Here is a 25,103-nt window from a genome sequence, read left to right on the forward strand (position 1 = left end):
AAGGTGATATTTCTATGGAACAAAAGCATATTTTTATAATAAAACCAAATACACAAAGTCCTAAAATAGAAGCGATGATCAATTCTTTGATGAAAGGATATGACTATGAAATAAAATATACAAAATATTCGCGCCATGCGACAGAAATTGCAAAAAGCTATCAAAAGTATAATCATCGTATTTATGCAGTTGGCGGAGATGGCATAGTTCATGAAATTGTTCAGGGATTGATTGGCAGTGATAATGAACTAGTTATTATTCCTGCTGGAACAGGAAATGATTTTATGCGGACGATTGCTAATACCAATGATCCCTATGAGCTTTTAGAAATGTCATTACATTTAAAGGCCCAGCCAATTGATTTGATCAAAGCTAACGATATCTATTGTATTAATGTGTTTTGCTGTGCTTTTGATAGTGATATAGCTAATAATGTTCATAATTATCGCCGAATCAAATATTTACCAAAAGCTTTGCAGTATGCAAATGTTTTAGTTAGAAGAATGTCAAAATATCGTTTATATCCCACGACTCTTTATCAAAATGAAAAAAAGATTTATGAAGGAAGTTTAATTGTTGGGGCATTTTGCAATGGTAAGTATTTTGGCGGTGGATTTAAAATAGGTAAAAATGCTAATATTCAAGATGGTTTGATCGATATTAACTTAGTTTCTAGTTTAAAGAAAAGATCAATTCCATACTATTTGTTTTTATTATTTACAGGTCAGTTGGAAAAAGGAAAGTTATATTATCATAATAAGTTAAAAGTATTAGATATTAAAACAAATCAGGATGTTAATATCGATGGAGAAAGGTATTCTAAAGGCTGTTATCATTTAGAAATTGTTAAGAATTCGTTAAAAGTTGTATTATATAAATAAAAGGATTGACTTTTTTTGTCAATCTAGTTATCATATAGGAACATAAAAGGGAGTAGCTAACACATAGTGTTTACGCTTTCGTCAATACGATGATCTAGTCATCCGGAACGTAATGAAATAGCGAGACTTTTATTGCATTTTTAGTATGCAATAAAGGGACTCGCTTTTATTGTATACGAATAGGAGGGAAATAGATGAAAGCATATTACAACAAATCAATATCTGAAATTAGAAAAGAAATCAATGGCTCATTAAAACCGCTCAATGATGAACAAGTCAAAAGAAATCAAGAAAAATATGGTTTAAATGAACTAATTGAAACTAAACCAAAAAGCATACCGATGATTTTTATCGAGCAGTTTCAAGATTTTTTAGTCATTATACTTGTCATAGCAGCCTTAGTGTCTGGCTTTTTAGGAGATTTTGAAAGTGCTTTAGTAATTTTGATCGTAATTACAATCAATGCAGTCTTGGGGACAGTCCAAACTGTGAAAGCAAATCAATCATTAGATAGTCTTAAAGAATTATCAGCACCTAATGCTAAAGTGTTACGCAATAATAAAATTATCGAAATTCCTAGTAAAGAGGTAACTATAGGGGATGAAGTTTACTTAGAAGCTGGTGATTATATACCGGCTGATGGAAGAATTATTGAAAATAAAAGTATGAAGGTTGATGAAAGTGCTTTAACTGGAGAAAGTTTGGCAGTAGAAAAAGCGACAGCTGTTATTGAAGGCGAAGTACCTTTAGGCGATCGTGTTAATATGGTGTATTCTGGAAGTTTTGTGACTTATGGTCGTGGTAGTTTTTTAGTTACGAAAATAGCGATGGAAACAGAGGTAGGGAAAATTGCACAATTATTAAAAAGTACTTCTGATAAAAAAACACCTTTACAGATGAATTTAGATAATTTTGGTAAAAAATTATCAATTATCATTATGGCATTTTGTGCGTTATTATTTGTTTTAAACATCTTACAAGGTGGTAATATTGGTAACGCTTTTATGTTTGCAATAGCATTAGCGGTAGCCGCCATTCCTGAAGCTTTGAGTTCGATCGTAACGATCGTACTGTCTTTCGGAACGCAAAAAATGGCTAAAGAAGGGGCGATTATTCGTAAGCTGCAAGCCGTAGAAGGCTTAGGTAGTGTTTCTGTTATTTGTTCAGATAAAACAGGAACCTTAACTCAAAATAAAATGACAGTCGAAGATTATTATATTGAAGAAAAAAGGATTTTAGCTAAAGATATTGATCCTTCTAATCCATTGCATAAAGATCTAATGCGTTTAAGTATTTTGTGTAACGATTCTACAAATACTGATGGTCAAGAAATAGGTGATCCTACGGAAACAGCACTGATCAATCTTAGTGATAGTTTAAATGTACCAGCTAAACGAGTTAGAGATGCTTATCCACGCTTAAGTGAATTACCTTTTGATAGTGATCGTAAAATGATGTCAACTCTGCATCTTTTAAAAGATGGTTACACAATGATTACTAAAGGAGCAGTTGATGTTTTAATCAAAAGAGTTAAATATATTCGTAAAAATGGTCAAATTTTAGAAATCACTGAAGATGATATCAAGAAAATTAGTGCCATGAATATGGAATTTTCTAAAAATGGATTGCGCGTTTTAGCAATCACTTATCGTAAATTTGATCAAGAGAAAGTTTTGATGCTTGAAGATGAAAATGATTTGATCTTCCTAGGTCTAATTTCTATGATGGATCCGCCACGAGTAGAAAGTGCTAAAGCAGTTGAAGAATGTATTCAAGCGGGAATTATTCCAATTATGATTACTGGTGATCATAAAATCACAGCGATGGCTATTGCTAGAAGAATCGGAATTTTAACTGATGATTCGCAAGCAGTTGAGGGAAGTATGATCGATTATTTAACTGATGAACAGTTAAAACAGTTTGTTGCAGATAAACGTGTTTATGCGCGAGTTTCACCAGAACATAAGATTCGAATTGTTAAAGCCTGGCAGGAAAGAGGAAATATTGTAGCGATGACTGGTGATGGTGTCAATGATGCTCCGGCTTTAAAACAAGCAAATATTGGTGTTGCGATGGGAATCACAGGTAGTGAAGTATCTAAGGATGCTGCGGCGATGGTTTTGACCGATGATAATTTTGCAACAATCGTCAAAGCTATTGAAAATGGACGAAATGTTTATAGTCATATTAAAGATGCAATTCAATTTTTATTGTCAGGAAATTTTGGAGGGATCCTAGCTGTTTTATATGCTTCGATCATGGCTTTACCAGTACCGTTTGCGCCAGTACATTTATTATTTATTAATTTACTTACTGATAGTTTACCAGCGATTGCTTTAGGACTGGAACCTCACAGTAAAGAAGTTATGAAAGAAAAACCAAGACCGATGAATGAATCAATTTTAACTAAACAGTTTTTAATTGATGTGGGAATTGAGGGCTTTGTGATTGCTTTAATGACAATGCTGGCATTTACGATTGGATATCAAGATGGTAATACCGTATTAGCTAGTACCATGGCTTTTGCAACGCTTTGTTTATCAAGATTAGTACATGGTTATAATTGTAAGTCAAAGAAACCAGTTATCTTTAAAAAAGGTTTTTTCAATAATATATTTTTACAAGGAGCTTTTTTGATTGGTTTTATTCTGATTACTTTAGTTGTTACAATGCCATTTTTACAAACAGTATTTAAAGTTCAAACATTAAACATTGAACAATTAATGATTGTTTACGGTTTAGCACTAGCTAATTTACCAATTATTCAAATAATTAAAAAAATTAAAAATAGCTAAATAATCAACAAAAGTTGATTAAGAAAAGTTGAAAACAACTTTTCTTTTTTTTGTAACCTTTATAATATATTTGTTGTCTATATAGTGAATCGATTCAAAGAGGAGGTATCAATTTGAAGAATAATGTTGAATTAAACATTGATTTGATTATTGAAGAATACAGTCATTATGTATTTACCGTTATTTATAATATGGCTGGAGATAGCTTATCTTATCATGATATAGAAGAAATTATTGCTGATACATTTTATCTTTTCTGGAAGAATCAAAATAAAATTCAAACGAATATGAAATCATATTTGTCAACGATTGCTAGAAACTGTACTTATAATAGATTAAAACAAAATAAGCAGGAGCTTGAATATGATGATCAAATATTAAATAAACAAGGATATAAAGAATATGAATTTGATCAAATGTTGATCATCGAAGAAAAAATACAGCAATTGACAGATCAAGAAAAAGAAATATTTCATCTTTATTATATTGAAGGATATAAAATCAGGGAAATTGCTAAAATGAAAAAGCAAAAAATCAATCATATGAAAGTAAAATTATATCGAATCAGAAAGAAGTTAAGGAGGAAAGAGTAAATGAAACAAATTGATACTGATAAAATTAAGGCTATGGTTAATGATCGCATTGCTTATAATCTTTATGAAAGGAATAGAACTATGAAAAAAATGAAACTAAAAAAAGCCGTATTTAGTATTGCTGTATGCGTTTTGATATTAGGTGGAATTGGTACAGTTGATGCGGCAACTGATGGCAAAATTAGTAATACCGTCAAAAATACAATTAAAGTAATTTTTACTGATGAAAATAATCAGGAAAGAGAAATAACGGGAGAACAGTATGTTGATGAAAATGGAGACATTTGGATCAAATATAAACATGAAACTGATCAATCAAGTCAGGAGATAGATATAAATAAAAGTGAATTAGAAAAAGATGGTCTTGAAACTGATGCTGACATAAAGAATTCAGATGGTGAAACAACTACAGAAATCACGATTCAAGATAAATAGAGTAATAATTTAATAATCTCACATTAATCATTGTTAATAGAATATGTGAGATTTTTATTGTAAAAAGATCAAACACTGTAATAACGAATATTATTTTAAAATATATAAATGCTAAAAATTAAATCCTAGAAAATGCTTCAATATGAGCCTAAAGTGATTTTTGACAAATATAACGTTCTTTATAATTAATGGGAAAAACGATTATTTTTATAGTATAATTACAGTAGAATGAGAAAGGATTTTGTATACATGATAAAAATAATTTATAACAATGGGGATATAATGATAATATTATCTGGATGTATTAATTTTGATATTAATTTTTTATCAAATATAGCTAAATTATTTGATGTTTTGAAACCAGTAAATTATAAATATCATAATCTCCTTTTCAGGTGTGATAAATCAACTCATATTGAAAAATTAGCACTAGCCTATATTTATAATGTTTGCTCATATATGAAGAAAACTATGAAAATAAAAATTTTTATGTCTGAAAATTTCTATTATAAACTAACTGGTATTGTGAATAATATGAGTGGGGAAAAATATAAAGAACAAGAATTTAAACAAGAGATTGCTACGGAAGATATTAAACATTATATTTTATATGGAGAAGATGAAATCAATGCTGTTGTAAATGATTTGATAAAATTTATAATGGACACTAATGTGATACTTGATAAAGATAATGTACAATCATTTTTAAAAACAACAATTGGTGAAGTGTTTTCCAATGCTTGTATTCATAATAATATAAACGAGTATTATTATTTTAAGGATATTATATTTGAAAATGACAATTTCTATTTAATAGTTAATGTTGTTGATTATGGGAATACCATTGCAAAAAATGTAGAGTCATATTTTCGTAAAAATAAAATTTCTCGCGATTGTTGTATTGAATGGGCTATAGGGGCAGGAAACACAACAAGGGAAGGAAGTGGTGGATATGGATTACCAACACTTTTGGACTATGTAGAAAAAGCAGAAGGAGATTTAATAATATTATCTGGAAATGAAATTCTCCATATGAAAAATGGACATAAAAATTTTCAAAATAAGTTATTGGGATTTTTTCCTGGCACAGCTGTTTGTTTTAAGATTAAATTATATGATTTGGATAATTGCTTTATATATGATGAAAAAAACAAGACACTTTTTACTAGGAGAATAAGTCTAAATGATATATAATATATTAAAATGAGGGTGATAGAAAATGGAAATAGAAATTTATAAATTTGCACAAGGGGATACTGCTGTGTCTTATGATGAAGGAAAAAAATGTTATACTTTAATAAAGCAATGTTTGTCTAATAAAGAAAAAATACTTCTTAATTTTGAGGGGGTTAATTATGTTATAACAGCCTTTTTAAATCCAATTATCGGTGATTTGATTATAGAAAATGGAAAAGATGTTATGGAACAAATTGAGATTGAAAATGCAAATAATGATATTCTAAAAAAAATAAAAATAGTTAAAGATGGAGCTCTTTTGAAGAGAAGTGATTTAGATGAGTAAAAAAGCTTTTTTAGATACATGTATATGGATGGAATTATGTGTATTATCAAATCCTCAAAATCCTCATGAAATTTCTCAAAATCGTAAAGCAACTGAGTTGTTAAGTGATTTGATGACAAAAGGAGTAGAAATAGTTTCTTTGAATTATCAGATTGTTGAATTAATGCAAGTGATTTTGAAAACTAAAATGAAACAATGTAATAGAAATTTGAGAAAAAATAACATATCTGGAGTAGCAAAAAATATAAAGGAGTTTAGAAATAATCCTAATTGTCAAAGTTATCTTCAGCAAGCATTATTAGTTTGTGAAAGCACATATGAAGATATAAAAAGAATGTCATCAACTATAGATGAGTATTCAATTGATGTAAAACAAGTAATTGCATTTTTGGAAAAATTAGATGTAAATGATTGTATATATTATGAATATTGTAAAAAAAATGAAATTGATTTATATACGTTTGATAGTGACTTTGCAAATTTAAATCAAAAAATTATTAAAGTTATATAGATAAAAATTAAGTTATACTCATTATTTTGAGGTATAACTTTTTTGTATGATCAATAATAAAGCCAATATTATTATTTTATTATAAATTATTGTTCATTTTGAAAATAGCTATTACATAGTTTTCGGATAGTTTGAATCAATAATTACATCAAAAAGTATATAATGTGATTAAAATATTTTGTGATAGGATTTTAAAAAATCAAAATGTACGAAATAGTGAAATTAATATACTTAATCATATTAAAATTACAAAAGTTTTATGTGAATATCAAAGAAATAAAAGGTAATCAAAAATACAGATCAAACATTACTATACGGGAAAAGATATTAAAATTTATTACTTTACGCATTAAATTGAATACTTTTTCTCTAAGATGCGCTATAATAGGAACAAATGAGGTGAAAATAGTGGAAATAGCATTAAAAACAGATTCAAGAAAAGTAAAGCCTGGTGATACGTTTATTGCCATTGTTAATGTTGTAAGAGATGGTCATGATTATATTGAACAGGCAATTAAAAACGGTGCTGTTAAAGTGATTGTTGAACATGGAAATTACAGTGTTGAAACTGTAGTTGTTGAAAATACACGAGAATATTTAAAAGAATATCTTTATAAAAATTATTATCCTTTGATTAAAGATATGAAATTAATTGGAATAACAGGAACTAATGGTAAGACAACGACATGTTTGATGATCTATCAAATTTTAAAAATGTTAAAGCAAAATGTAGCTTATATGGGTACAGTTGGTTTTTATTATGGTGATGTTAAACGAAAAATGGTAAATACAACACCAGATGTTGATGTATTATATAGTATGTTATTAGAGGCTAAAGAAGCAGGTGTTGATTATTTTGTTATGGAAGTTAGCTCTCATGCTTTAGATAAAGAAAGAATTTATGGTTTAGAGTTTGATGAGGTGGCTTTTACTAATTTGACTCAAGATCACTTAGATTATCATAAGACGTTAGAAAATTATGCTAATGCTAAAAAGAAATTATTTACAAAAACAAGAAAAAATAAAATTACGATTATTAATGGCGATGATCCCCACTGTCAACATTTTATCTTACCAGAAAATAATAACATTATTATTAGTGAAAAAGCTGGTGATTTAATAATTGATGAAATGAGATTTTCTCATTTAGGAACAACTTTTAAATTTTCATTTTTAGATAAAAAATATGAAGCTGTATTGAATATGGTTGGTAGATATAATATCTATAATTATTTGATTGCACTGCTTTTAGTGAATAAATTAGGATTTGAAATTGAAAATATTTTATCATTAAATGAGGGGTTAAAAGCACCATCAGGACGTATGGAACTAATTAAATATGGAACTAACAGTATTTTTGTAGACTATGCTCATACTCCAGATGCGGTTAAAAATGTCTTAGTCAGTGCTCAGGAATTTAAAAGTGGTAGAATAATTACAATAATAGGCTGTGGTGGAAATAGAGATGTTTTAAAACGCCCGATCATGGGTAAGATAGCAGTTGAAAACAGTGATTATGTTATTTTTACTAGTGATAATCCCCGAAAAGAAGAACCAGAAGCAATTTTAAATGATATCGTTACTGATTTGTCTGCTGATAATTTTGAAGTTATCGTTGATCGTAGAAAAGCAATCATCAAAGGTATGGCTATGCTTGAACATAATGACATCTTGATGATCTTAGGTAAAGGGCATGAAGATTATCAGGAAACTAAAGATGGTAGACATCATTTTAGTGATCAAGAGGAGGTATCAAAATATATTGTTGAACATCCGTCTATTTGAAATAAATGATTATTATGAAGTTTATGATTTATGGAAAAACACAGCTGGTCTGGGATTAAGGAGCTTGGATGATAGTTTAGAAGGAATCAAAAAGTTTTTAATACGTAATCCTAATACAAATCATGTTGCTTTAGTAGATGATAAAATCGTTGGGGTGATTATGGCGGGAAATGATGGAAGAAGAGGTTATATTTATCATTTAACCGTTAAAGAAGATCATCAGCGTAAAGGGATTGCAAGTAACTTAGTTAATAAATGTTTAGAATCATTGAAAGTTGAGGGAATAAACAAAGTAGCTTTAGTTACTTTTAGCAATAATGAAGCAGGTAATGCTTTTTGGCACAAATTAGGCTTTATTCAACGAGATGATGTAGTTTATCGAAATTTAAGTTTAAATGATAAAAATATTTAAAAAATATTGGATACTACTTTAATTTACTAATATTTGTTATTATGTAGTTGTGTAAATAAATATAAATAAGTGTGTAAGTCCAAACAGGTAGGAGACTTGCACATTTTTATTTTACTATATTTGCTGCGTCTATAATAATTAGCGAAGATTGAGCAAAAGATACAGTTGCAGTAACTAAATATATTAACTCTTATTTAAATTATGAAAGTGGAGTGTATTATTGAATTTGGTGGATATGTTCTAAGTAATGTTACACAAAATATTATTATGCAGTTGATTTTAATATAAATATTCTTTAATTTATAATAAGTGTTTTAGGGTAAGATAATTTTCTTATCCGGTTTTATTTTTGAGTGAGGATTAGACTTTTACAGGTTAGTTTTCTTAATTTAATATTCTTGGTTCAAACTATTATTGATAATTCGTGTTTTTATTAATTAATTTATAAATTAAAAAAAATTACAAGTCTATTAATAACTAATTTATTAACTATTAATCAATTTAATTAAATTTAAAGATTTTTTAATGTATTATAAACTAAAATAATTAATTTTAAAGTCTAATTTTATCATTACAATAATACTTATTAAATATATGTGCTATTGAATAAATATATTATTTATGATAGCATATTGGTATGAAAACATTTCCCAAATATATAATATAAAGGGGATAAAGGATATGAAGAAATGTTTTAAGTTTTTATCAATTTTAGTTTTATCAGGATCATTATTGTTCACAAATGTAATACCATCATTTGCTGCTGCAACCGTTACTAAAAGTACACCATATGGGACATTATATGGTAGTATCGGTGGTGGCGTTAGCTCAAACTATGGTGGAAAAATTTGTTCTGGTGTTACCAGAATAGATCAAAAAGTTAATAGAATTATATTTTCAGTTGAAGCAAAAAAAACAAGTACTGGTGAAACTATTGGCGATGATCGTTTTTCAAATAGTAATGCAACAAGTGTTGGTGGAACTTATGAAGTAGGCGGTTATAGTAATACAAGACTTACATTTTATGGAACTCATGATGCAATTCATACAAATGGCTATGCTGTATATACATCAACACAATATTAATTATATTTAATCTTAAATATTTATTAAATTATTTTCGGGAAATGTTTTCAAAATTGAAAGTTGAAAGGAAAATAATATTTATAGAAAATGTTTATGATAAAAAAAAGATTAGTTTTTTTAGTGTTATTACTATTAATATCAGGATGCAGTCATTCAAAAATAGAAAACAATTCTAAAAAAACGATTGAGAATAGTAATAAATCTATTGAAAAAATTTTAGAAAATTATGACTTATTAGATTATAAAATATATAATGATGAATTTATAGTTGTTGCAGCTGATAAAGATCATGCTGATTTAATAGTATATTCATTAAAAGATGAACAAACTATTTTAAAAGAAAAAATTCATGATGGTCCTTTGGTCAAAGCAACAATAACAATATTATTAAACGGTTTTACAGTAAGTTATGGTAATAGTCTTTATATTGATATATATAATAAAGATTATAAATTAATAAAATCTGTAGATTTTTCTAATTATAATGCTAATTTTATTGCATCTACATGTGTTTCTCAGGATTTAAAATATGCTGCTTTTATAAAAGGAGATCATTCATTAAATTTATTAACTCTTGAAAATGATGAAATAATTAATATTTTAACATTTGACGATAATTTAGATAAATTGAATTTTATTTTTGAAATGGCTTTTTTAGATAATAATACGCTATGTTACACAGGAGCAACTTATCTAGAATATGGTGAACAGTCTACTAGCTGTTATGGAACTGTTGATATTGCTTCACATACCTATGAAAAAATAAATAGTAGTGCAGTAATTTTATCCGTATATGAAAATAAAGTATTAGTTCATAATCAATCTGTAGCACCTGAAGAAAACAGCAAAAGTATTAGCTGTTATTTTGATGGAGTAAATAGTAAACAATTAACGATGTCTTTAGAGGATTCAGAAAACGCACGTTTGGCGTCATCAGGAATTATAATTATTGAATCAGGAGATGCAGGCGTTAGTGATCCTAAAGTTTTATTTAATGATAAAGAATATACATCGTTTGATAAAAAATATACTTATTTAATAAATTGTGTATATTATGATAAAAAATTATATTTATATGGGTATATTAATGAAGAAAAATCTGAATTTAGTGTAATGGAGATTGAATAATTATGAAAAAATTAATTGTTTTTGTTATAATGATTTTTCTTTTTACAGGATGTGTAAATGTTCAAAAAGAAAATGATATTGATACTGATAAAATAAGTGAAACAACAAATTTACAAGTAGGTTTTGGGCTAGAAAATATTGAAACCGGTTATATTTATAATGGTAACGAAGTCACTGTTAATTTCACTTATGAATTAACTGGTCGTGATAGTAAATTAGGGCTAATGATTTATATTAATGGAATTCCGCAAATATTAAAAGGAAATAATGATGAAGGACTTGTATATAAAATAGATGGGAAAAATGACAGTAAAATTACAGATACAGTAACATTTACTCCTAATAATGGTAAAGCGGGCGAAGTTTTGTCGATGCAGGGTGCGTTGATTGCTGATTGTGAAGTTGTTGATGATTTGTTATCAATGACTAATCAACATCATATTATCGTATGTGGAAAAACTACTCTTAAATTAGAACAAGATAGTAATGAAATAGTACCTGGTGATAATGAAAATGTCACTTATAGACCTATTGATGCTGATATTATTGAAAAATATCAAGATCGTGATAATTATCTTAACGAAAATCTTTTGATAAAATTTCCTTCCAATTCTAAAGGTGTTTTTAAAAAAGGAGAAAATATTTCACTTGAACTTGTTGGAACCCCAACAGTGTATCGAGTTTGGATCTTAGAAGATCTTATTCCCACTCAATCTTATTATGTGGATTTAGTTTCAGGCCAAATGGCATCGATGAATGTTACGCTAAAAAATGATGATACCAAAAATATCAAAATTTTTGCTGTTCCTTTAGATGATGTAAATTTTCCAGAACAAAGTTCGACATTAGTGAGGGAATGATATGTTGTTTAAGATTGACGATTTGCAAAAGCGTTATCGAAAAAGTATCGCTTTACATAATATATCATTAACATTAACTCCAGGAATATATGGATTAGTTGGCCCTAATGGTGCTGGCAAATCAACATTGATGAACATAATCAGCGGTTTGATTCCTTATGATTCTGGAATGATATCATATGATGAATATAAATTTTTAAGCGATGAATATTATCAAAATTTTGGCTATTTACCGCAGTATAATGCTCTTTATCAAAATTTTACTTGTCGCGAATTTTTGAACTATATTTGTATTTTAAAAGAAGTTGATAATAATAAAATAATTGACGAAGTTTTAGCTTTAGTTAACTTAACTGATAAAGCAGATAAAAAAATAAAAAGTTTATCTGGGGGAATGAAACAACGATTATTAATTTGTCAAACGTTGTTAAATGATCCTAAGATCATTTTACTTGATGAACCAACTGCAGGATTGGATCCAAGAGAACGAATCAGATTAAAAAATATTTTAGGGCAATTAGCTAAAAATAAAATTATCATCATTTCAACACATATTATTTCTGATATGGAAAATTTAGCAGATAAAATTATATTATTAAAAAATGGTGAAATGATTGCTTGTAAAGGACCTGATGATTTGATTGAAGATGTAAAAAAATATTTTTATCAAACAACTATTAATGCAGAAGAATTAAAAGATTTTAAAACTAACCAGATTACTCATATCCAGCCAATAACTTCAGGATATAAAATAAAATTTATAAGTAAAACGCGGGTATCTTATCAATCATGTGATGATATTACTTTGGAGGATGTTTATCTTTATTATTATGGTAATGATGATTAAATATGAATTAAAAAAAGTTTTAAGATCTAAATCATTAATAATTCTTTTAGGGGTGCTTCTTTTTCTAAATGCAGCCCAGATCATATATAAAGTTTATCCTGATTGTCATGGCTCACTTTATGAAGGAAAAAAGAAAATTTTAGCTGAAATTGAAGGACCAATAACGCAAGAAAATTATGATTTTTTATTGAATAATTATAATATGACTCAGCAAAAAGTTGAAGCTGGTGATTATCAAACAGATAGGATTGACAAAAATACTTATAGTGGCTATGTTTTTGGCGATAATCAACTTTTTAGTGAGATATTTGAAGATTATCAAAATTGTATAAATTATAGTAATAGTATTAAAAATATTATTACTATTGCTGAAGAAAACAAACAATTAACAACTAATGATTCATGGAAAGAATATAATAATGAGCTTTTAAAAACCTATAAACAAAGAAATTTAAGTTATTATTATGATTATACTTTGATCAATAGTTATCTTAACTACAACTTTTCTTTTTTACTTAGTCTAGTTTTAATAATAATGTTAACTACTGTCATTTTTTTAAAAGAAAAGCAGGAAGGTACGGTTATATATTATAAATTAGTTAGAAATGGAAAGAAGAAAATTTTTTTACCTAAAATTATTATATTAATTTTAATTTCAGGATTAATATCGATAATATTTTCATTAGAAACTTTTATCATTTATTTCTTTTTAGGAGCTGATAAAGGCTGGTTACAACCTTTATATGCTATTACTGATTTTAAATTTAGTGCTTCATTAATATCAATAGCTAGTTATATGATTATCAATAATTTAATGCAAATTATAGGATGTGTGCTCTTTGCATTAACTATAATGACAGTTTTTAAGTTTATCAAATATAATTATCAGGGAGTTATTGTAGGATTTATTATTTTAGTTTTATCAATTTTTGCATATAATAATAATTTTTATAGTTTGATTGATTTTTCATCAATAAAAGATCTATTTATTAAAAACGTTGAATTAATTGATCGTATTATTAAAGGTAGTATTAATTTTGTAATACTAATTATTATTAATTATATTCTTTTATTTTCTGGAGACATTTATGAAACCTATTTTTGTAGAAACATTAAAAATATTTTTAATCAAAAATAAAGGACTTATTATTTTGGTTACAGCTGCCATCTTTTCTATTTCTTTATTTAATTTCCAATTTTATTCTTATCAGGCAAAAATGTCTGATGATGAAATTTATTATAATGAATATATTGAACGATTTTCTGGAAAATTAACAGATGAAAGAATAAAAGAAATTGAACAAATCAATGCTGAATTTCAAACAAACGAATATTCTACATTGATTAAAGAGTATCAAGATGGCAAACTTAGTGAAGATCAATACATTAATAAACAAAATCAATTAAATAAAAAATTAAAAAAAGAAACAGGATTTAATCTTTTTTATAAACAATATTTATCAGTAAAAAATAATCCTGATTTACAAATTTGTAACAGTAAATTTATTTCATTTCTAACAATGTGTGATTTTGATTATATTCAACTTTTTGTTATTTTATACATGATATATACAATTTTTCTAAAAGACTATGATAATAATACCATTATATATGAACAAATAACTTCCGGAGGTAAAAAATATAGTCATATAGCTAAAATATTGGTCTTTTTGATATTTACACTTGTTTTTATTATTTTAACAAATGCAATTAAGATTTTACAAATGAATCAATATATTGATTTAAATTTTTCAATTCATAATATTAGCTGGATAAGTAAAGAAACAATTAACATTACTTTATTCCAATTTTATATTATATCTATTATATTAATGATCATTGGCAGCTGGCTGCTTGCTGCAATAGCATCAATATTTAATCGTTTGATAAAAAAAGCCGCATTTATTTTAATCTTACTATTTCTTTTATGTTATATTATTAAAGGATTCTTTGGTAATGATCGATTACTTCTATATTTACCATTTGTTAGTTTTCTTATTCCTGGTAACTATTTCGCTGGAATTGGTGATACGATAATGGCTTTTGATATTAAAATTTTATGTATAATACTTATATTAACCATTCTTTTTATTAAATTAACATTATTTAAATCTAAAAAGATATTTTTACTTATGTTATGCCTATTTTTACTTAGTGGTTGTAAGAAAGATAATGTCTATCTTAAAGAAACATATAACAGTTATCAAAACATTAATTTTAGTGAAACTGATAAATATCTTTATTTTAACCAACAATTATTTGAAAAAGAAAGTTTATCTGCATATTCATTATATCGAAATCCCCTTGAATCAGATGATTTTTTACATAATATATTCGCATTTGATGATCATATTATTTATATATCTGGTAATGATAGTGATAGAATTTTATATAATTTGGATTTAAAAGAATTTGTTACAGAAAAGATAAATGATATTAGTAAGGAAAAAAGAAATTATTTAAATATTAATGAAGAACATAATATATTAAATCTAGACAATATTAGTGTTAGAATATTAGGTAATAAAAATAATTATATTTGCGTATATGATAATCGTATTACTGATAAAAATGATAATGTTTTGATTGAAGGTGATTTTTCTAACGTTATTTCATTATATGATAATTGCATATATTCACTACAAAGTAATAATCAAATTATAAAATATTCATTAACAACTAAGAAAAAAGAATTAATTGATACGGTTTTATGTGATTACTTTTTTATTTACAAGGATAAGATATATTGCCATAGTATTAAAGACAAAAAAATTTATGAAAAAAGAACTTTAATTTGTGATATTCCTGTAAATAATTTTGATATCTATGATAATATTGTTTATTATAATACTGATCAAGGCGTATTTAGTTACGATCTTATTAATAAAATTAGTCTTCAGATTACTGCTGAAAAAGGATATTCAATTAAAATATCTAACGATGGTAAATATTTATACTATATTAGTGACGCTAAAAATGCAGACAAAAATGTAGCTCTAAATATAGTTGCTTTGGATACTTATAATCTGCTTAAAAGCATTGAAGATTAGTTTATAAGAAAATAAGTATTTTAAAGTAAGATATAATGAGTTCTTTAAACCTATTTTCTTTAGTTTTAGTCTTGATTTTTAAGTCGATGATATGCATGTAATTTTAAGATGGGGTAATGTAGATGAGAATACAGCAAATTGATATAGAAGAAATTAGTTTTATTAAAAAAGATTATTCTAAAAGTTTATATGAATCAATCAAACGGATCGGTTTATCTTTCCCTATCAAAGTAGTGATTGAAAATGGAAAATATTATTGTCAAGATGGTCACAAACGAATTTCGGCAATTTATGATATGATCGATGAAGATGTATATCATAAAAGACGAAAAATTAATATCGTTGTAATGAATAATGGCAATAGTCGTTCAAATGACTGCTGGCGCGTTAAAAATATGCATTAGTAGGAATGATTAGATTATTTCTGGATATAATATAAAAAAGATATTTGCTTTTAAAAATACTAGGTGATAAAATAGTATATATAAAAGGGAGTAGTTAGCCATTGAGGTTTACGAGTCGTCAGCTCGATAGGTATATCCGGATCGTAATTAAACAACGAGACTTTTATTGTATGCAAATACGATAGGAGTCTCGTTTTTGCATAAAATATTAAAAAGGAGAGAGAAAAATGTTTTATAATCAAGAATTACAGGAATTAGTACAGAAGTTTTCAACTGATTTAAAAAATGGATTAACAGATAAACAGGCTAAAGATAATCTTGAAAAGTATGGCCCAAATGAATTGAAAAAAGCCCCTAAACAATCATTGATAGTGAGATTTATTTTACAATTTAAAGATGTTTTAACAATTATCTTAATTATTGCCGCAATTGTTAGTATTATTGTTGAACCATCAGAATGGATCGATAGTGTTATTATTATTGTGGTAGTTATCATTAATGCTATTTTAGGATTAGTTCAAGAAAATAATGCCCAGCGTGCTCTTGAAGCATTAGAAAAGATGGCTAGTCCTAAAGCAAAAGTGATTCGTAACGGAAATACAATTACAGTTGAAACTAGTAAAGTTGTTCCAGGTGATTTGTTAGTATTAGAAGCCGGTGATAATATAGCTAGTGATGGTCGTTTAATTGAGGCTTTTAATTTAAAGGTTGATGAAAGTGCGCTTACGGGTGAAAGTGTACCAGTTGAAAAAAATAGTGCGATAATTACTAAAGAAGAAGTTCCTTTAGCAGAGAGAAATAATATGGTTCATGCTTCTTGTAATGTTACTTATGGGCGTGGTGTTGCATTAGTTACAACAACAGGTGAAAATAATGAAGTTGGTAAAATTGCCACAATGCTGCAACAGACTAAAAGTCAAAATACACCTCTTCAAGATCAGTTGGATCAAATTGGTAAAAGTATTGGTATTTTGTGTATTATAATTTGTATTGTCGTTTTCTTTATGGAAGTATTATCAGGGTTAACTGCTCTAGAAGCTTTCAAAACAGCAATTGCATTGGCGGTAGCTGCTATTCCTGAGGGATTAGCAACAGTCGTTACAGTAGTTTTGGCATTAAGTGTACAAAGAATGGTTAAAAAGAACGCTATCGTAAAGAGCTTGCCAGCAGTAGAAACGTTAGGTAGCACCTCAATTGTCTGTTCTGATAAAACCGGTACTTTAACTCAAAATAAAATGACGGTTATAAAGACATATCGTTATAAGCAGCAAATTGAACCACTTGAAACATGCAGTAAAGAAACAAATGAATTATTGAATTATTTCACTTTATGTAGTGATGGGAGTATCAGTAATATAGCTGGTAAAGAAGTCTTAATAGGTGATCCTACAGAAACAGCTTTAGTAAAAGCTAGTTTAGAAAAAGGTTTTACTAAAGAAGCTTTGGCAAAAGATTATCCAAGGTTCAACGAATTAGCATTTGATTCAAATCGTAAGATGATGACAGTTTTTGTGAAACATGAAGGCAAGATTCTTTCAATTACTAAAGGGGGTCCGGATGTTGTATTTAGTCGTTGTAAAGATCTTGATTTAGAAGAAGTTGATCGAGTTAATGAAACGATGTCTAACGATGCCCTTCGGGTATTAGCTTTGGGAATTCGTTATTGGCAAAAAATGCCAGATAAAATTACTAGCGAACTAGTTGAAAACGATTTAACTTTTGTAGGAATGGTAGGAATGATCGATCCACCTCGTGAAGAAGCCAAAAAAGCTGTTGCTGAAGCCAAAAAAGCTGGTGTTAGAACGATTATGATTACTGGTGACCACGTTATTACAGCCAGTGCCATTGCTCGAAGTTTAGGAATTTTGGAATCAAATCAAAAAGCAATCATGGGTAGCGAATTAGAAAAGATGAGTGATGATTATTTACGTGAGCACATTGAGGAATATTCAGTATATGCAAGAGTAGCTCCTGAACATAAAGTAAGAATTGTAAAAGCATGGCAGAATCAGGGGCAGGTTGTTGCGATGACGGGTGATGGTGTAAATGACTCACCAGCGCTAAAAGCTGCTGATATTGGCTGTGCGATGGGAATTACGGGTACTGATGTTGCAAAAGGAGCCGCAAGTATGATTTTAACAGATGATAATTTTGCAACGATCATTACTTCAATCAAGGAAGGGCGCGGAATTTTTGATAATATTAAAAAAGATGTTCAGTTTTTGTTATCAAGTAATATTGGTGAAGTACTAACTATTTTTGGTGCTTCCATCATTTCTTTGCTTACACCATTTGATTTTGGAGTACCGTTATTACCAATTCATTTATTATGGGTTAATTTAATTACAGATAGTTTACCTGCTTTTGCACTAGGGATGGAACCTGTAGAACCTGATGTAATGGAGCGCAAACCGCGTGATAAAAATGAAAGTTTCTTTTCTAATGGATTAGGTTTTACAATTGCATGGCAAGGGATAATGATTGGAATATTAACATTGGTTGCTTATGCAATCGGTAATCAAATCGATCATTTGACAGGAATGACAATGGCGTTTATTACTTTGTGTGGCTGTCAACTTGTTCATTCGTTTAATGTTAAATCACATCATTCGATTTTAAATAAACGTTTATTTAATAATGTCTATCTATGGGGATCTTTAGCGGCAGGGTTGTTCCTACAAGTTATCATTATAACAATTCCCGAATTAGCTTATATTTTTAAACTTCAAAGGCTCCACCTAGTTCAATGGCTAATTTGTATCGGATTATGTTTATCGACAATAGTTATTTGTGAACTTGTTAAATTATTTCATAAAAGTAAATGAAATTAATAGATTTTGTTATTTGGTATATGTAAATAATATAAGTTTAGAGAAAATTCAAAAATTATCAAATTAATAAGATTAGATTTTGATAAATAAAGGCAGTCTAATATGATATTTTATCATATTAGAAGCCTTTTTATATTACTTTAGAATTATATAAATATAATATTAAAAATTAAAAATATGTTATTATTTTGTGAAGAATATAAAAAAATATAAAAATGTGACAATTGTCACTTAAAAAATTGGTATAAAAAGGTATATAATTTATACATACAATTAGAGATTACATTTAATGGCGCTAAGAAATGTTGGTTTTTGTTGTAAAGAAGGGGATTTTGTGAAAATAAGATTATGGCGAATAATAATTAGACAGAGCATGATTTGGTTTATTGATAATTAATAAAAAATTGCTTTGCCGACAAGGTAAAATGGAGGAAAATATGAAAAAGTTATTCAAAATATTATTAGTTTGTTTGATGGTATTTGGTATAGTTTTACCTTCTTCTGTCAGTGCAGAAGAAACAAATCCAGAATATCGTTTACAATATCATTTTTCTAATGAAAAAGGATGGAGTAACGATCCTAATGGTATGGTTTATTATAAAGGACAATGGCACTTATTTTTTCAATACTATCCAGATGGTGTAAATCATGGTGCAATGAGTTGGGGACATGCTGTAAGTAGTGATTTAGTAAATTGGACAGAATATGATATTCCAGATGTTTTTAGTGCAAGTTTATATCCATCAGAAAATGGTACAAGAAGACATTTTTCTGGTAGTGTTGTTTGGGATAAAAACAATACATCAGGTTATTTTGATGGTGTTGAAGATGGTGGTTTAGTTGCAGTATGGACTATCTCTGGTCGCCCAAGTGGAATGAGTGGTGGAGGAAGTCAAAGACAAGCAATTGCCTATAGTACAGATGGTTTTAATTGGACAGAACCAGATTTAGGAATTGAAAGAAAATATAAAAATTCTCAAGGAGAAATACTAGATTTAACTGATTTACAAAAAGAGTACTATAAAAATGTAGTATTGGCAGAAAGTAGTGTATTAAGAGTAGATGGTGATGATTTAGTATCTGATGATCCATTAAATAATACAGCATTTAGAGATCCAAAAGTATTTTGGCATGAAGAAAGTAATCAATGGATCATGGCAGTAGCTGGAGGACCATTGAGATTATATTCATCAAAAGATTTAAAAACATGGAAAGCAGAAGCAATGCAGGATGATATCATTACAGAATGTCCAGAAATTTATTATCTACCTGTTGAAGGAACAAATGAACATAGATATGTATTAAGCGAAGGTGGACGCTGGTATCAAATTGGGGATTTACAAGAAGTAGATGGAAAATGGACATTTGTTGCTGATACTGGTGCTGATGGAACAGCAGCTCGTTATGAAATGAATTATGCTCCTGATGCATATGCTGCTCAAAGTTATCATAATTGGGATGGTAGAACTGTAATGGTTCAATGGATGAGTAACTGGTCTTATGCTGATAATTCAAAAGTAAATGGTGTTACTTTAGAAGGATTAAGAAAAGTATTGGGTGAAGAACATAATGGACAATTTACATTAAATGCAGAACTTACTTTAGTAAATACTCCTTATGGATTACGTATGGCACAAACACCAGTTGAAGAATATAATGCATATAAAAATGCACAATTTAATTTTGAAAATGTTACTTTAGATAATCAAACAAACGTATTAGAAGGATTAAAGAGTCAACAGTTCCAGATGGATGTTGAATTCGAAGTTGAAAAAGGTACAAAAGAAGTTGAAATTGAAGTACTAAAAAATGAAAATTATGAAACAAAAGTTATTTATAATGTAGAATCTCAAACATTAACAGTAGATCGTTCTAATTCTATGTCAGCTGAAAAAGCACCTGCTGATCACTCACAAAATGGTACATGGTTTAAATTTTTATATCCTTATTCAGCACCTGTTCCAATGAAAGATGGAAAAGTATCTTTACATATTTTTGTTGATAATTATTCAATTGAAGTATATGCAAATGATTATACAACAGTATTAACAGAATTAGTATTCCCTGAAAAAGACGCTTTAAATATGAGCATTGGAGCAACAGGAACTCCTGTTAAAGCAAATATTAATTTTGCAACAATGGACAGTTATAGAGAAGCTAATGTTGATTTAAGAAGTATTAGTGCAACATTACAAGATGCAAAAAATTATTTAAATTTAGAAGATAGCTATACAGTAGAAAGTTTTGCAACATTTAAAGATGCTTATGATAAAGCTTTTGCAGAAGTATTTAATAGTGCTGCAACTGATGAATCTGTAAGTAAAAATGAAACAGCTTTGATTAATGCTATTAATGGTTTAACAAAAAAATCAGATGATTCAACAACTATCCCTGGTGAAAATAATCAGCCAAATGGAAACGAAACAACAGATCCAAATAATTCAAATGTTTCTCTAAACAATAATGGTACAGTAGTTGAAAAGAATAACCCTGTTAAAACAGGCGATAGTGAAAATATCTTATTATATGGTAGTATGGTAATTCTTACATTATCAATCGCATTAATAGGATTGAAAAAAAGAATGATAAAAAATTAATATAGATATGTAATATCTAAGATGAAAAGAAAATAGAAAGTATAGAATTTATAATAACTATACTTTCTATCTTTATTTTTATAAAAAATTAAAGAAAAATATGTGTTAGTTAAAGGATAGTATTCTAGTAAATAAAGGGGATTATGATTTTATATTCCTCTATGATCCTACTATTATATTGATAGATTTATATAAGTATGGTTTATAGAAAATTAAATGTAAAATTATAAATAGATCATTTCTGATGTGCCTGCTATTGTAAATAAAGATTTTTATATTACTTATCAGTGTAGATTTATCAAGTATTTGCACTTTTAATACAGCAGGACTTGAAAAGTATCTTATAAAAAATAGAATATTGTTATTGAAAAGTTAGATGCAGAGTCAATAGTTTAGAGAGTATTATGTCTTAAATTCATTGGCTCTATTTTATTTGTCAGCTAAATTATGCTTTATGATAGTAAAATGAGGTAGTGGTTCAAAGATACAACTCTAGATTAGTCAATATGATAGTTTGATTTCAAGTGCAAATCAGATGTTTTATACAAGATGATGACGGTATAATAGTTTTAAATTGTTATTAAAAAAGTTCGCACGCTACTATATTGTGCTATACTAGCTTCAATAATAAGAGAATAATGTCGTAATCGATTGCTGGATGCGATAACTCTATATTTATTTCAATTAAGACAGGTGAAAATTTATGAATGACAATTTTCCTAATATAGCGCGTTACATTTCCATTATAGATCGGCTAATGAAAATGTATTATGACCATGGGTTAGCTGATTTTGAAATTGGCTGGGGTCAGCAGTTTTATGTAGAATATCTCTATGATCATCCTGGCACAACTGCTCAGGAGATGGTCGAATGCATTCGGGTTGACAAAGCAACACTAACTAAAGTTATCAAGAAACTGATGGAGAATGGTTATATCGAAGTTATTCAAAGTAAAAAGGATAAGCGTACAAAACATCTTTACCTGACGGATAAAGCTATTCCCGCTGTTAGACGTATCAAAGAAATACACCGTAGCTTTTTTGATACACTGTGCTTCGAAATTTCGAAGGAGGATATTCATAAAACTGAACAGACGATATCGAAAATGAGTGAGAATCTAAATCAGAAAATATGGCACAGAATGGACAAAAAAGATAGTTCTAAAGTGAAATAAGGAGGTACAAGATTCAAATGAAAAAAAATGTAGATATTTCAGCAACAGATAAAAACGGCATATTTATTACCTTGATCGTAGCGACATTTATTACAGCAATGTCAACTACTGTAACGGGAAATATGATTCCTAACTTTACTAAATATTTTGATGTATCCGCTAATCTTGCTCAATGGCTGACAAGTGGAGCTACACTAGTCTCTGGCATTATTATTCCTGTTACAGCTTTTCTAATTAAAAAAGTTCCAAACAAAATATACTTTTTTGTTACTATGAGTGCCTATACAATAGGTTCTTTGGCGGCTTTTTTGGCACAGTCTTTTTATATCCTTCTTGTAAGTCGCTTAGTGCAGGCAGTAGGTTGTGGAATGATGATACCGTTTGGACAAGTGATGCTACTAAATGTCTTTCCTTCAGAAAAACATGGAAGGGTTATGGCTGCCTTTTCCATGGCATCGATGGTATCCACTGTCATAGGACCAACTTATGCAGGATTAATGCTGGATTCTTTTGGTTGGCGAGGGGTCTTTGCGTCTTTGTTTGCCTTTGGCATTATCATCATAATTATTGGAAGTATTTTTATGAAAAATATTACTCCAAGATCAGATGCCAGTCTCAATATGGGTTATGTTATTATCTCAGCAATTGGTTTTGCATGCTTATTGATTGGTATTGGTAACATAAGCGGTAAATCAATATTGCAGTTAAAGAGTGGTGGAATCATGGTAATTGGGGTGATTGCTCTCATAATTTTTTCTTGGCTGCAGCTTACAGCAAAAAAACCGATGTTGAATCTTCGCGTATTTCAGGATTCTTCCTTTACGATTGCAGTTATAATCAGCATCTGTTTATATTTAATTGCTATGGGATCTGCAATGGTTCTTCCAATTTTAACCAAATCGATATGTGGCTATTCTGATTCAAGTTATGGCTATGCAACACTTGTTGGTTCTATTCTATCAGTATTTACAACTCTATATGTGGGCAATATATATGATAAAATAGGGATCAAACCAATGTTTATTACCGGAGTGATCATGTTTGCAGTATATACGTTTATGGGAATATCCTTCACAGAACATACAGGAATCATATATATTGCAGTTGCTTTTGCATTTCAAACCGTGGCAATGTCAGTATTAAACTCTCCTGCTACGACAATGGCATTGAGCAAGCTCTCTGGAAATGCTCGGATAGATGGAAGTGCGGTTTTTAATACGATACGTCAGATTTCAAGTTCGCTGGCATCAACACTTTCTGTACAGATTTTTACACTGGCAGGCAGTGATATTAATGCGATCCATATTGTATATATCTATTATGGAGTGGTAACAGTTATTATTGTGATAGCTTTTCTCTTGTTTAAAAAGTCTGAATCACATTTGAAAGTATGATAAAATTAGTTTTGTTTTTATAACGCAATATAAAGAAATAATCCCTCAACACTGATTATAGGCTGTTGAGGGATTTTGCTTAATTAAAATCTGTTATTTTTAGAAAGTTATGTTATTACTGATTTAATATAGGTGACTAGTAAACTTTGATGATGACCTGTCATCGTTTTATAGATTGGATATTTAAAGAAGTAGACTATCAATTTAAAAGATAGATGAAGTAGTTTAAGTACCCTGCAAAGCTTACCCATAAAAGATAAGGCACCATCAAATATCCAGCTGGTTTTGATATATGATAAAATAAAATGGTAGTTTCAAGAATCAGCAGCCACAATAGTATAAGCCAAATAAACGCAAACAAGTATAGTTTTAGATTGAAAAAAATAATTGACCATAAAAAATTAAAAGCAAGTTGAATACTGTATACGGTTAAAGCAGTATGATTTTCCTTACAGGATGTAAGAACTAGATATGACGCAATTCCCATAAGGATATATAGAATCGTCCAAACTATTGGAAACAGCCAGGCCGGTGGAGCTAGAATTGGTTTGTTGATTGATCCAAAAGTTTCCATACTGTTTTGTGTTAGCAGTGCTGACAAACTACCAACAGCAAGTGGTATAACAAGACAGATAACTAGTTTTTTCCATTGATTTTTCAAAAAATCACCTCCTACTACAGTTATGATTTAATTTGCACTATTATTCTAATTACAATTATTATTTAATAAAATTTTTATAATAGAAAGTAAAAGAGTTATTTGATTTAAATTTAGTGTATAAAATATTAAATTATTTC

General features: G+C 28.3%; 21 protein-coding genes. 20 read left to right on the forward strand and 1 reads right to left on the reverse strand.

Annotated features, from left to right (window positions below):
- Window positions 1–14 precede the first annotated feature (14 nt).
- The 20 genes from OC535_RS02195 to OC535_RS02290 all read left to right on the forward strand — a co-directional run bounded on the left by OC535_RS02195 (window position 15) and on the right by OC535_RS02290 (window position 24,305).
- Entirely contained in the window at window positions 15–881 is an 867-nt protein-coding gene (locus OC535_RS02195) for a diacylglycerol/lipid kinase family protein (RefSeq protein WP_034595288.1), read from the forward strand.
- A 194-nt stretch (window positions 882–1,075) separates the two neighbouring features.
- Window positions 1,076–3,676, forward strand: coding sequence for a cation-translocating P-type ATPase (locus OC535_RS02200; protein WP_498823040.1), 2,601 nt, complete (start codon window positions 1,076–1,078; stop codon window positions 3,674–3,676).
- Window positions 3,677–3,789: 113 nt separating this feature from the next.
- Window positions 3,790–4,269: an RNA polymerase sigma factor gene (locus tag OC535_RS02205; RefSeq protein ID WP_024720941.1), complete on the forward strand. Its 480-nt coding sequence runs from the start codon at window positions 3,790–3,792 to the stop codon at window positions 4,267–4,269.
- Window positions 4,270–4,704 carry a hypothetical protein gene (locus OC535_RS02210; RefSeq protein ID WP_024720940.1) on the forward strand — a complete coding sequence of 145 codons (435 nt, stop codon included), beginning with the start codon at window positions 4,270–4,272 and terminating at the stop codon, window positions 4,702–4,704. It abuts the gene before it with no gap.
- 282 nt (window positions 4,705–4,986) lie between these two features.
- Window positions 4,987–5,898 carry a hypothetical protein gene (locus OC535_RS02215; RefSeq protein WP_498823041.1) on the forward strand — a complete coding sequence of 304 codons (912 nt, stop codon included), beginning with the start codon at window positions 4,987–4,989 and terminating at the stop codon, window positions 5,896–5,898.
- 25 nt (window positions 5,899–5,923) lie between these two features.
- Window positions 5,924–6,226 (forward strand): STAS-like domain-containing protein, encoded by a 303-nt coding sequence (locus OC535_RS02220; protein WP_498823043.1) that lies wholly within the window; start codon window positions 5,924–5,926, stop codon window positions 6,224–6,226.
- Window positions 6,219–6,737, forward strand: a complete 519-nt coding sequence (locus OC535_RS02225; protein ID WP_498823044.1) for a hypothetical protein — start codon at window positions 6,219–6,221, stop codon at window positions 6,735–6,737. Before OC535_RS02220 ends, OC535_RS02225 begins: the two co-directional genes overlap by 8 nt.
- Window positions 6,738–7,145: 408 nt before the next feature.
- Window positions 7,146–8,522, forward strand: coding sequence for a UDP-N-acetylmuramoyl-L-alanyl-D-glutamate--2,6-diaminopimelate ligase (locus OC535_RS02230; protein ID WP_498823045.1), 1,377 nt, complete (start codon window positions 7,146–7,148; stop codon window positions 8,520–8,522).
- A complete protein-coding gene (locus OC535_RS02235) occupies window positions 8,500–8,934 on the forward strand; it encodes a GNAT family N-acetyltransferase (RefSeq protein WP_498823046.1) in 435 nt (144 codons plus the stop codon). The genes OC535_RS02230 and OC535_RS02235 overlap by 23 nt, the downstream gene beginning before the upstream one ends.
- A 681-nt stretch (window positions 8,935–9,615) precedes the next feature.
- On the forward strand, window positions 9,616–10,020 hold the full coding sequence (locus tag OC535_RS02240; protein WP_498823047.1) for a hypothetical protein: 405 nt from the start codon (window positions 9,616–9,618) through the stop codon (window positions 10,018–10,020).
- 93 nt (window positions 10,021–10,113) lie between these two features.
- Entirely contained in the window at window positions 10,114–11,148 is a 1,035-nt protein-coding gene (locus tag OC535_RS02245; RefSeq protein ID WP_498823048.1) for a hypothetical protein, read from the forward strand.
- A 2-nt stretch (window positions 11,149–11,150) separates the two neighbouring features.
- Window positions 11,151–12,008, forward strand: a complete 858-nt coding sequence (locus OC535_RS02250) for a hypothetical protein (RefSeq protein WP_498823049.1) — start codon at window positions 11,151–11,153, stop codon at window positions 12,006–12,008.
- A 1-nt stretch (window position 12,009) separates the two neighbouring features.
- Window positions 12,010–12,855 carry an ATP-binding cassette domain-containing protein gene (locus OC535_RS02255; RefSeq protein WP_498823050.1) on the forward strand — a complete coding sequence of 282 codons (846 nt, stop codon included), beginning with the start codon at window positions 12,010–12,012 and terminating at the stop codon, window positions 12,853–12,855.
- Window positions 12,821–13,993: a hypothetical protein gene (locus OC535_RS02260; protein WP_498823051.1), complete on the forward strand. Its 1,173-nt coding sequence runs from the start codon at window positions 12,821–12,823 to the stop codon at window positions 13,991–13,993. Before OC535_RS02255 ends, OC535_RS02260 begins: the two co-directional genes overlap by 35 nt.
- The gene (locus OC535_RS02265; RefSeq protein ID WP_498823052.1) at window positions 13,944–15,905 is read left to right on the forward strand and encodes a hypothetical protein; all 1,962 of its coding nucleotides are present in this window, start codon (window positions 13,944–13,946) and stop codon (window positions 15,903–15,905) included. The genes OC535_RS02260 and OC535_RS02265 overlap by 50 nt, the downstream gene beginning before the upstream one ends.
- A 122-nt stretch (window positions 15,906–16,027) precedes the next feature.
- Window positions 16,028–16,309, forward strand: a complete 282-nt coding sequence (locus tag OC535_RS02270) for a hypothetical protein (protein WP_227052471.1) — start codon at window positions 16,028–16,030, stop codon at window positions 16,307–16,309.
- A 227-nt stretch (window positions 16,310–16,536) separates the two neighbouring features.
- Window positions 16,537–19,134, forward strand: coding sequence for a cation-translocating P-type ATPase (locus OC535_RS02275; protein ID WP_498823053.1), 2,598 nt, complete (start codon window positions 16,537–16,539; stop codon window positions 19,132–19,134).
- A 443-nt stretch (window positions 19,135–19,577) separates the two neighbouring features.
- Window positions 19,578–21,737: a glycoside hydrolase family 32 protein gene (locus OC535_RS02280; RefSeq protein ID WP_227052469.1), complete on the forward strand. Its 2,160-nt coding sequence runs from the start codon at window positions 19,578–19,580 to the stop codon at window positions 21,735–21,737.
- 703 nt (window positions 21,738–22,440) lie between these two features.
- Entirely contained in the window at window positions 22,441–22,911 is a 471-nt protein-coding gene (locus OC535_RS02285) for a MarR family winged helix-turn-helix transcriptional regulator (protein ID WP_227052468.1), read from the forward strand.
- A 17-nt stretch (window positions 22,912–22,928) separates the two neighbouring features.
- Entirely contained in the window at window positions 22,929–24,305 is a 1,377-nt protein-coding gene (locus tag OC535_RS02290) for an MFS transporter (protein WP_024720930.1), read from the forward strand.
- A 199-nt stretch (window positions 24,306–24,504) separates the two neighbouring features.
- Here the strand turns inward: OC535_RS02290 and OC535_RS02295 are convergent, their stop codons facing one another.
- A complete protein-coding gene (locus OC535_RS02295; protein WP_024720929.1) occupies window positions 24,505–24,966 on the reverse strand; it encodes a TspO/MBR family protein in 462 nt (153 codons plus the stop codon).
- Between the last annotated feature and the right edge of the window lie 137 nt (window positions 24,967–25,103).

This window comes from Clostridium sp. Marseille-Q5894 (assembly GCF_946902305.1).
In the GTDB taxonomy this organism is placed as follows: Bacteria; Bacillota_I; Bacilli_A; order Erysipelotrichales; family Coprobacillaceae; genus Thomasclavelia.

Excerpts from the sequence above, each read along its gene's own strand:
- OC535_RS02195 (WP_034595288.1), top strand. The coding sequence starts at position 15 with ATGGAACAAAAGCATATTTTTATAATAAAACCAAATACACAAAGTCCT.
- OC535_RS02200 (WP_498823040.1), top strand. The coding sequence starts at position 1,076 with ATGAAAGCATATTACAACAAATCAATATCTGAAATTAGAAAAGAAATC.
- OC535_RS02210 (WP_024720940.1), top strand. The coding sequence starts at position 4,270 with ATGAAACAAATTGATACTGATAAAATTAAGGCTATGGTTAATGATCGC.
- OC535_RS02215 (WP_498823041.1), top strand. The coding sequence starts at position 4,987 with ATGATAATATTATCTGGATGTATTAATTTTGATATTAATTTTTTATCA.
- OC535_RS02220 (WP_498823043.1), top strand. The coding sequence starts at position 5,924 with ATGGAAATAGAAATTTATAAATTTGCACAAGGGGATACTGCTGTGTCT.
- OC535_RS02225 (WP_498823044.1), top strand. The coding sequence starts at position 6,219 with ATGAGTAAAAAAGCTTTTTTAGATACATGTATATGGATGGAATTATGT.
- OC535_RS02240 (WP_498823047.1), top strand. The coding sequence starts at position 9,616 with ATGAAGAAATGTTTTAAGTTTTTATCAATTTTAGTTTTATCAGGATCA.
- OC535_RS02245 (WP_498823048.1), top strand. The coding sequence starts at position 10,114 with ATGATAAAAAAAAGATTAGTTTTTTTAGTGTTATTACTATTAATATCA.
- OC535_RS02250 (WP_498823049.1), top strand. The coding sequence starts at position 11,151 with ATGAAAAAATTAATTGTTTTTGTTATAATGATTTTTCTTTTTACAGGA.
- OC535_RS02255 (WP_498823050.1), top strand. The coding sequence starts at position 12,010 with ATGTTGTTTAAGATTGACGATTTGCAAAAGCGTTATCGAAAAAGTATC.
- OC535_RS02260 (WP_498823051.1), top strand. The coding sequence starts at position 12,821 with ATGTTTATCTTTATTATTATGGTAATGATGATTAAATATGAATTAAAA.
- OC535_RS02265 (WP_498823052.1), top strand. The coding sequence starts at position 13,944 with ATGAAACCTATTTTTGTAGAAACATTAAAAATATTTTTAATCAAAAAT.
- OC535_RS02270 (WP_227052471.1), top strand. The coding sequence starts at position 16,028 with ATGAGAATACAGCAAATTGATATAGAAGAAATTAGTTTTATTAAAAAA.
- OC535_RS02275 (WP_498823053.1), top strand. The coding sequence starts at position 16,537 with ATGTTTTATAATCAAGAATTACAGGAATTAGTACAGAAGTTTTCAACT.
- OC535_RS02280 (WP_227052469.1), top strand. The coding sequence starts at position 19,578 with ATGAAAAAGTTATTCAAAATATTATTAGTTTGTTTGATGGTATTTGGT.
- OC535_RS02285 (WP_227052468.1), top strand. The coding sequence starts at position 22,441 with ATGAATGACAATTTTCCTAATATAGCGCGTTACATTTCCATTATAGAT.
- OC535_RS02290 (WP_024720930.1), top strand. The coding sequence starts at position 22,929 with ATGAAAAAAAATGTAGATATTTCAGCAACAGATAAAAACGGCATATTT.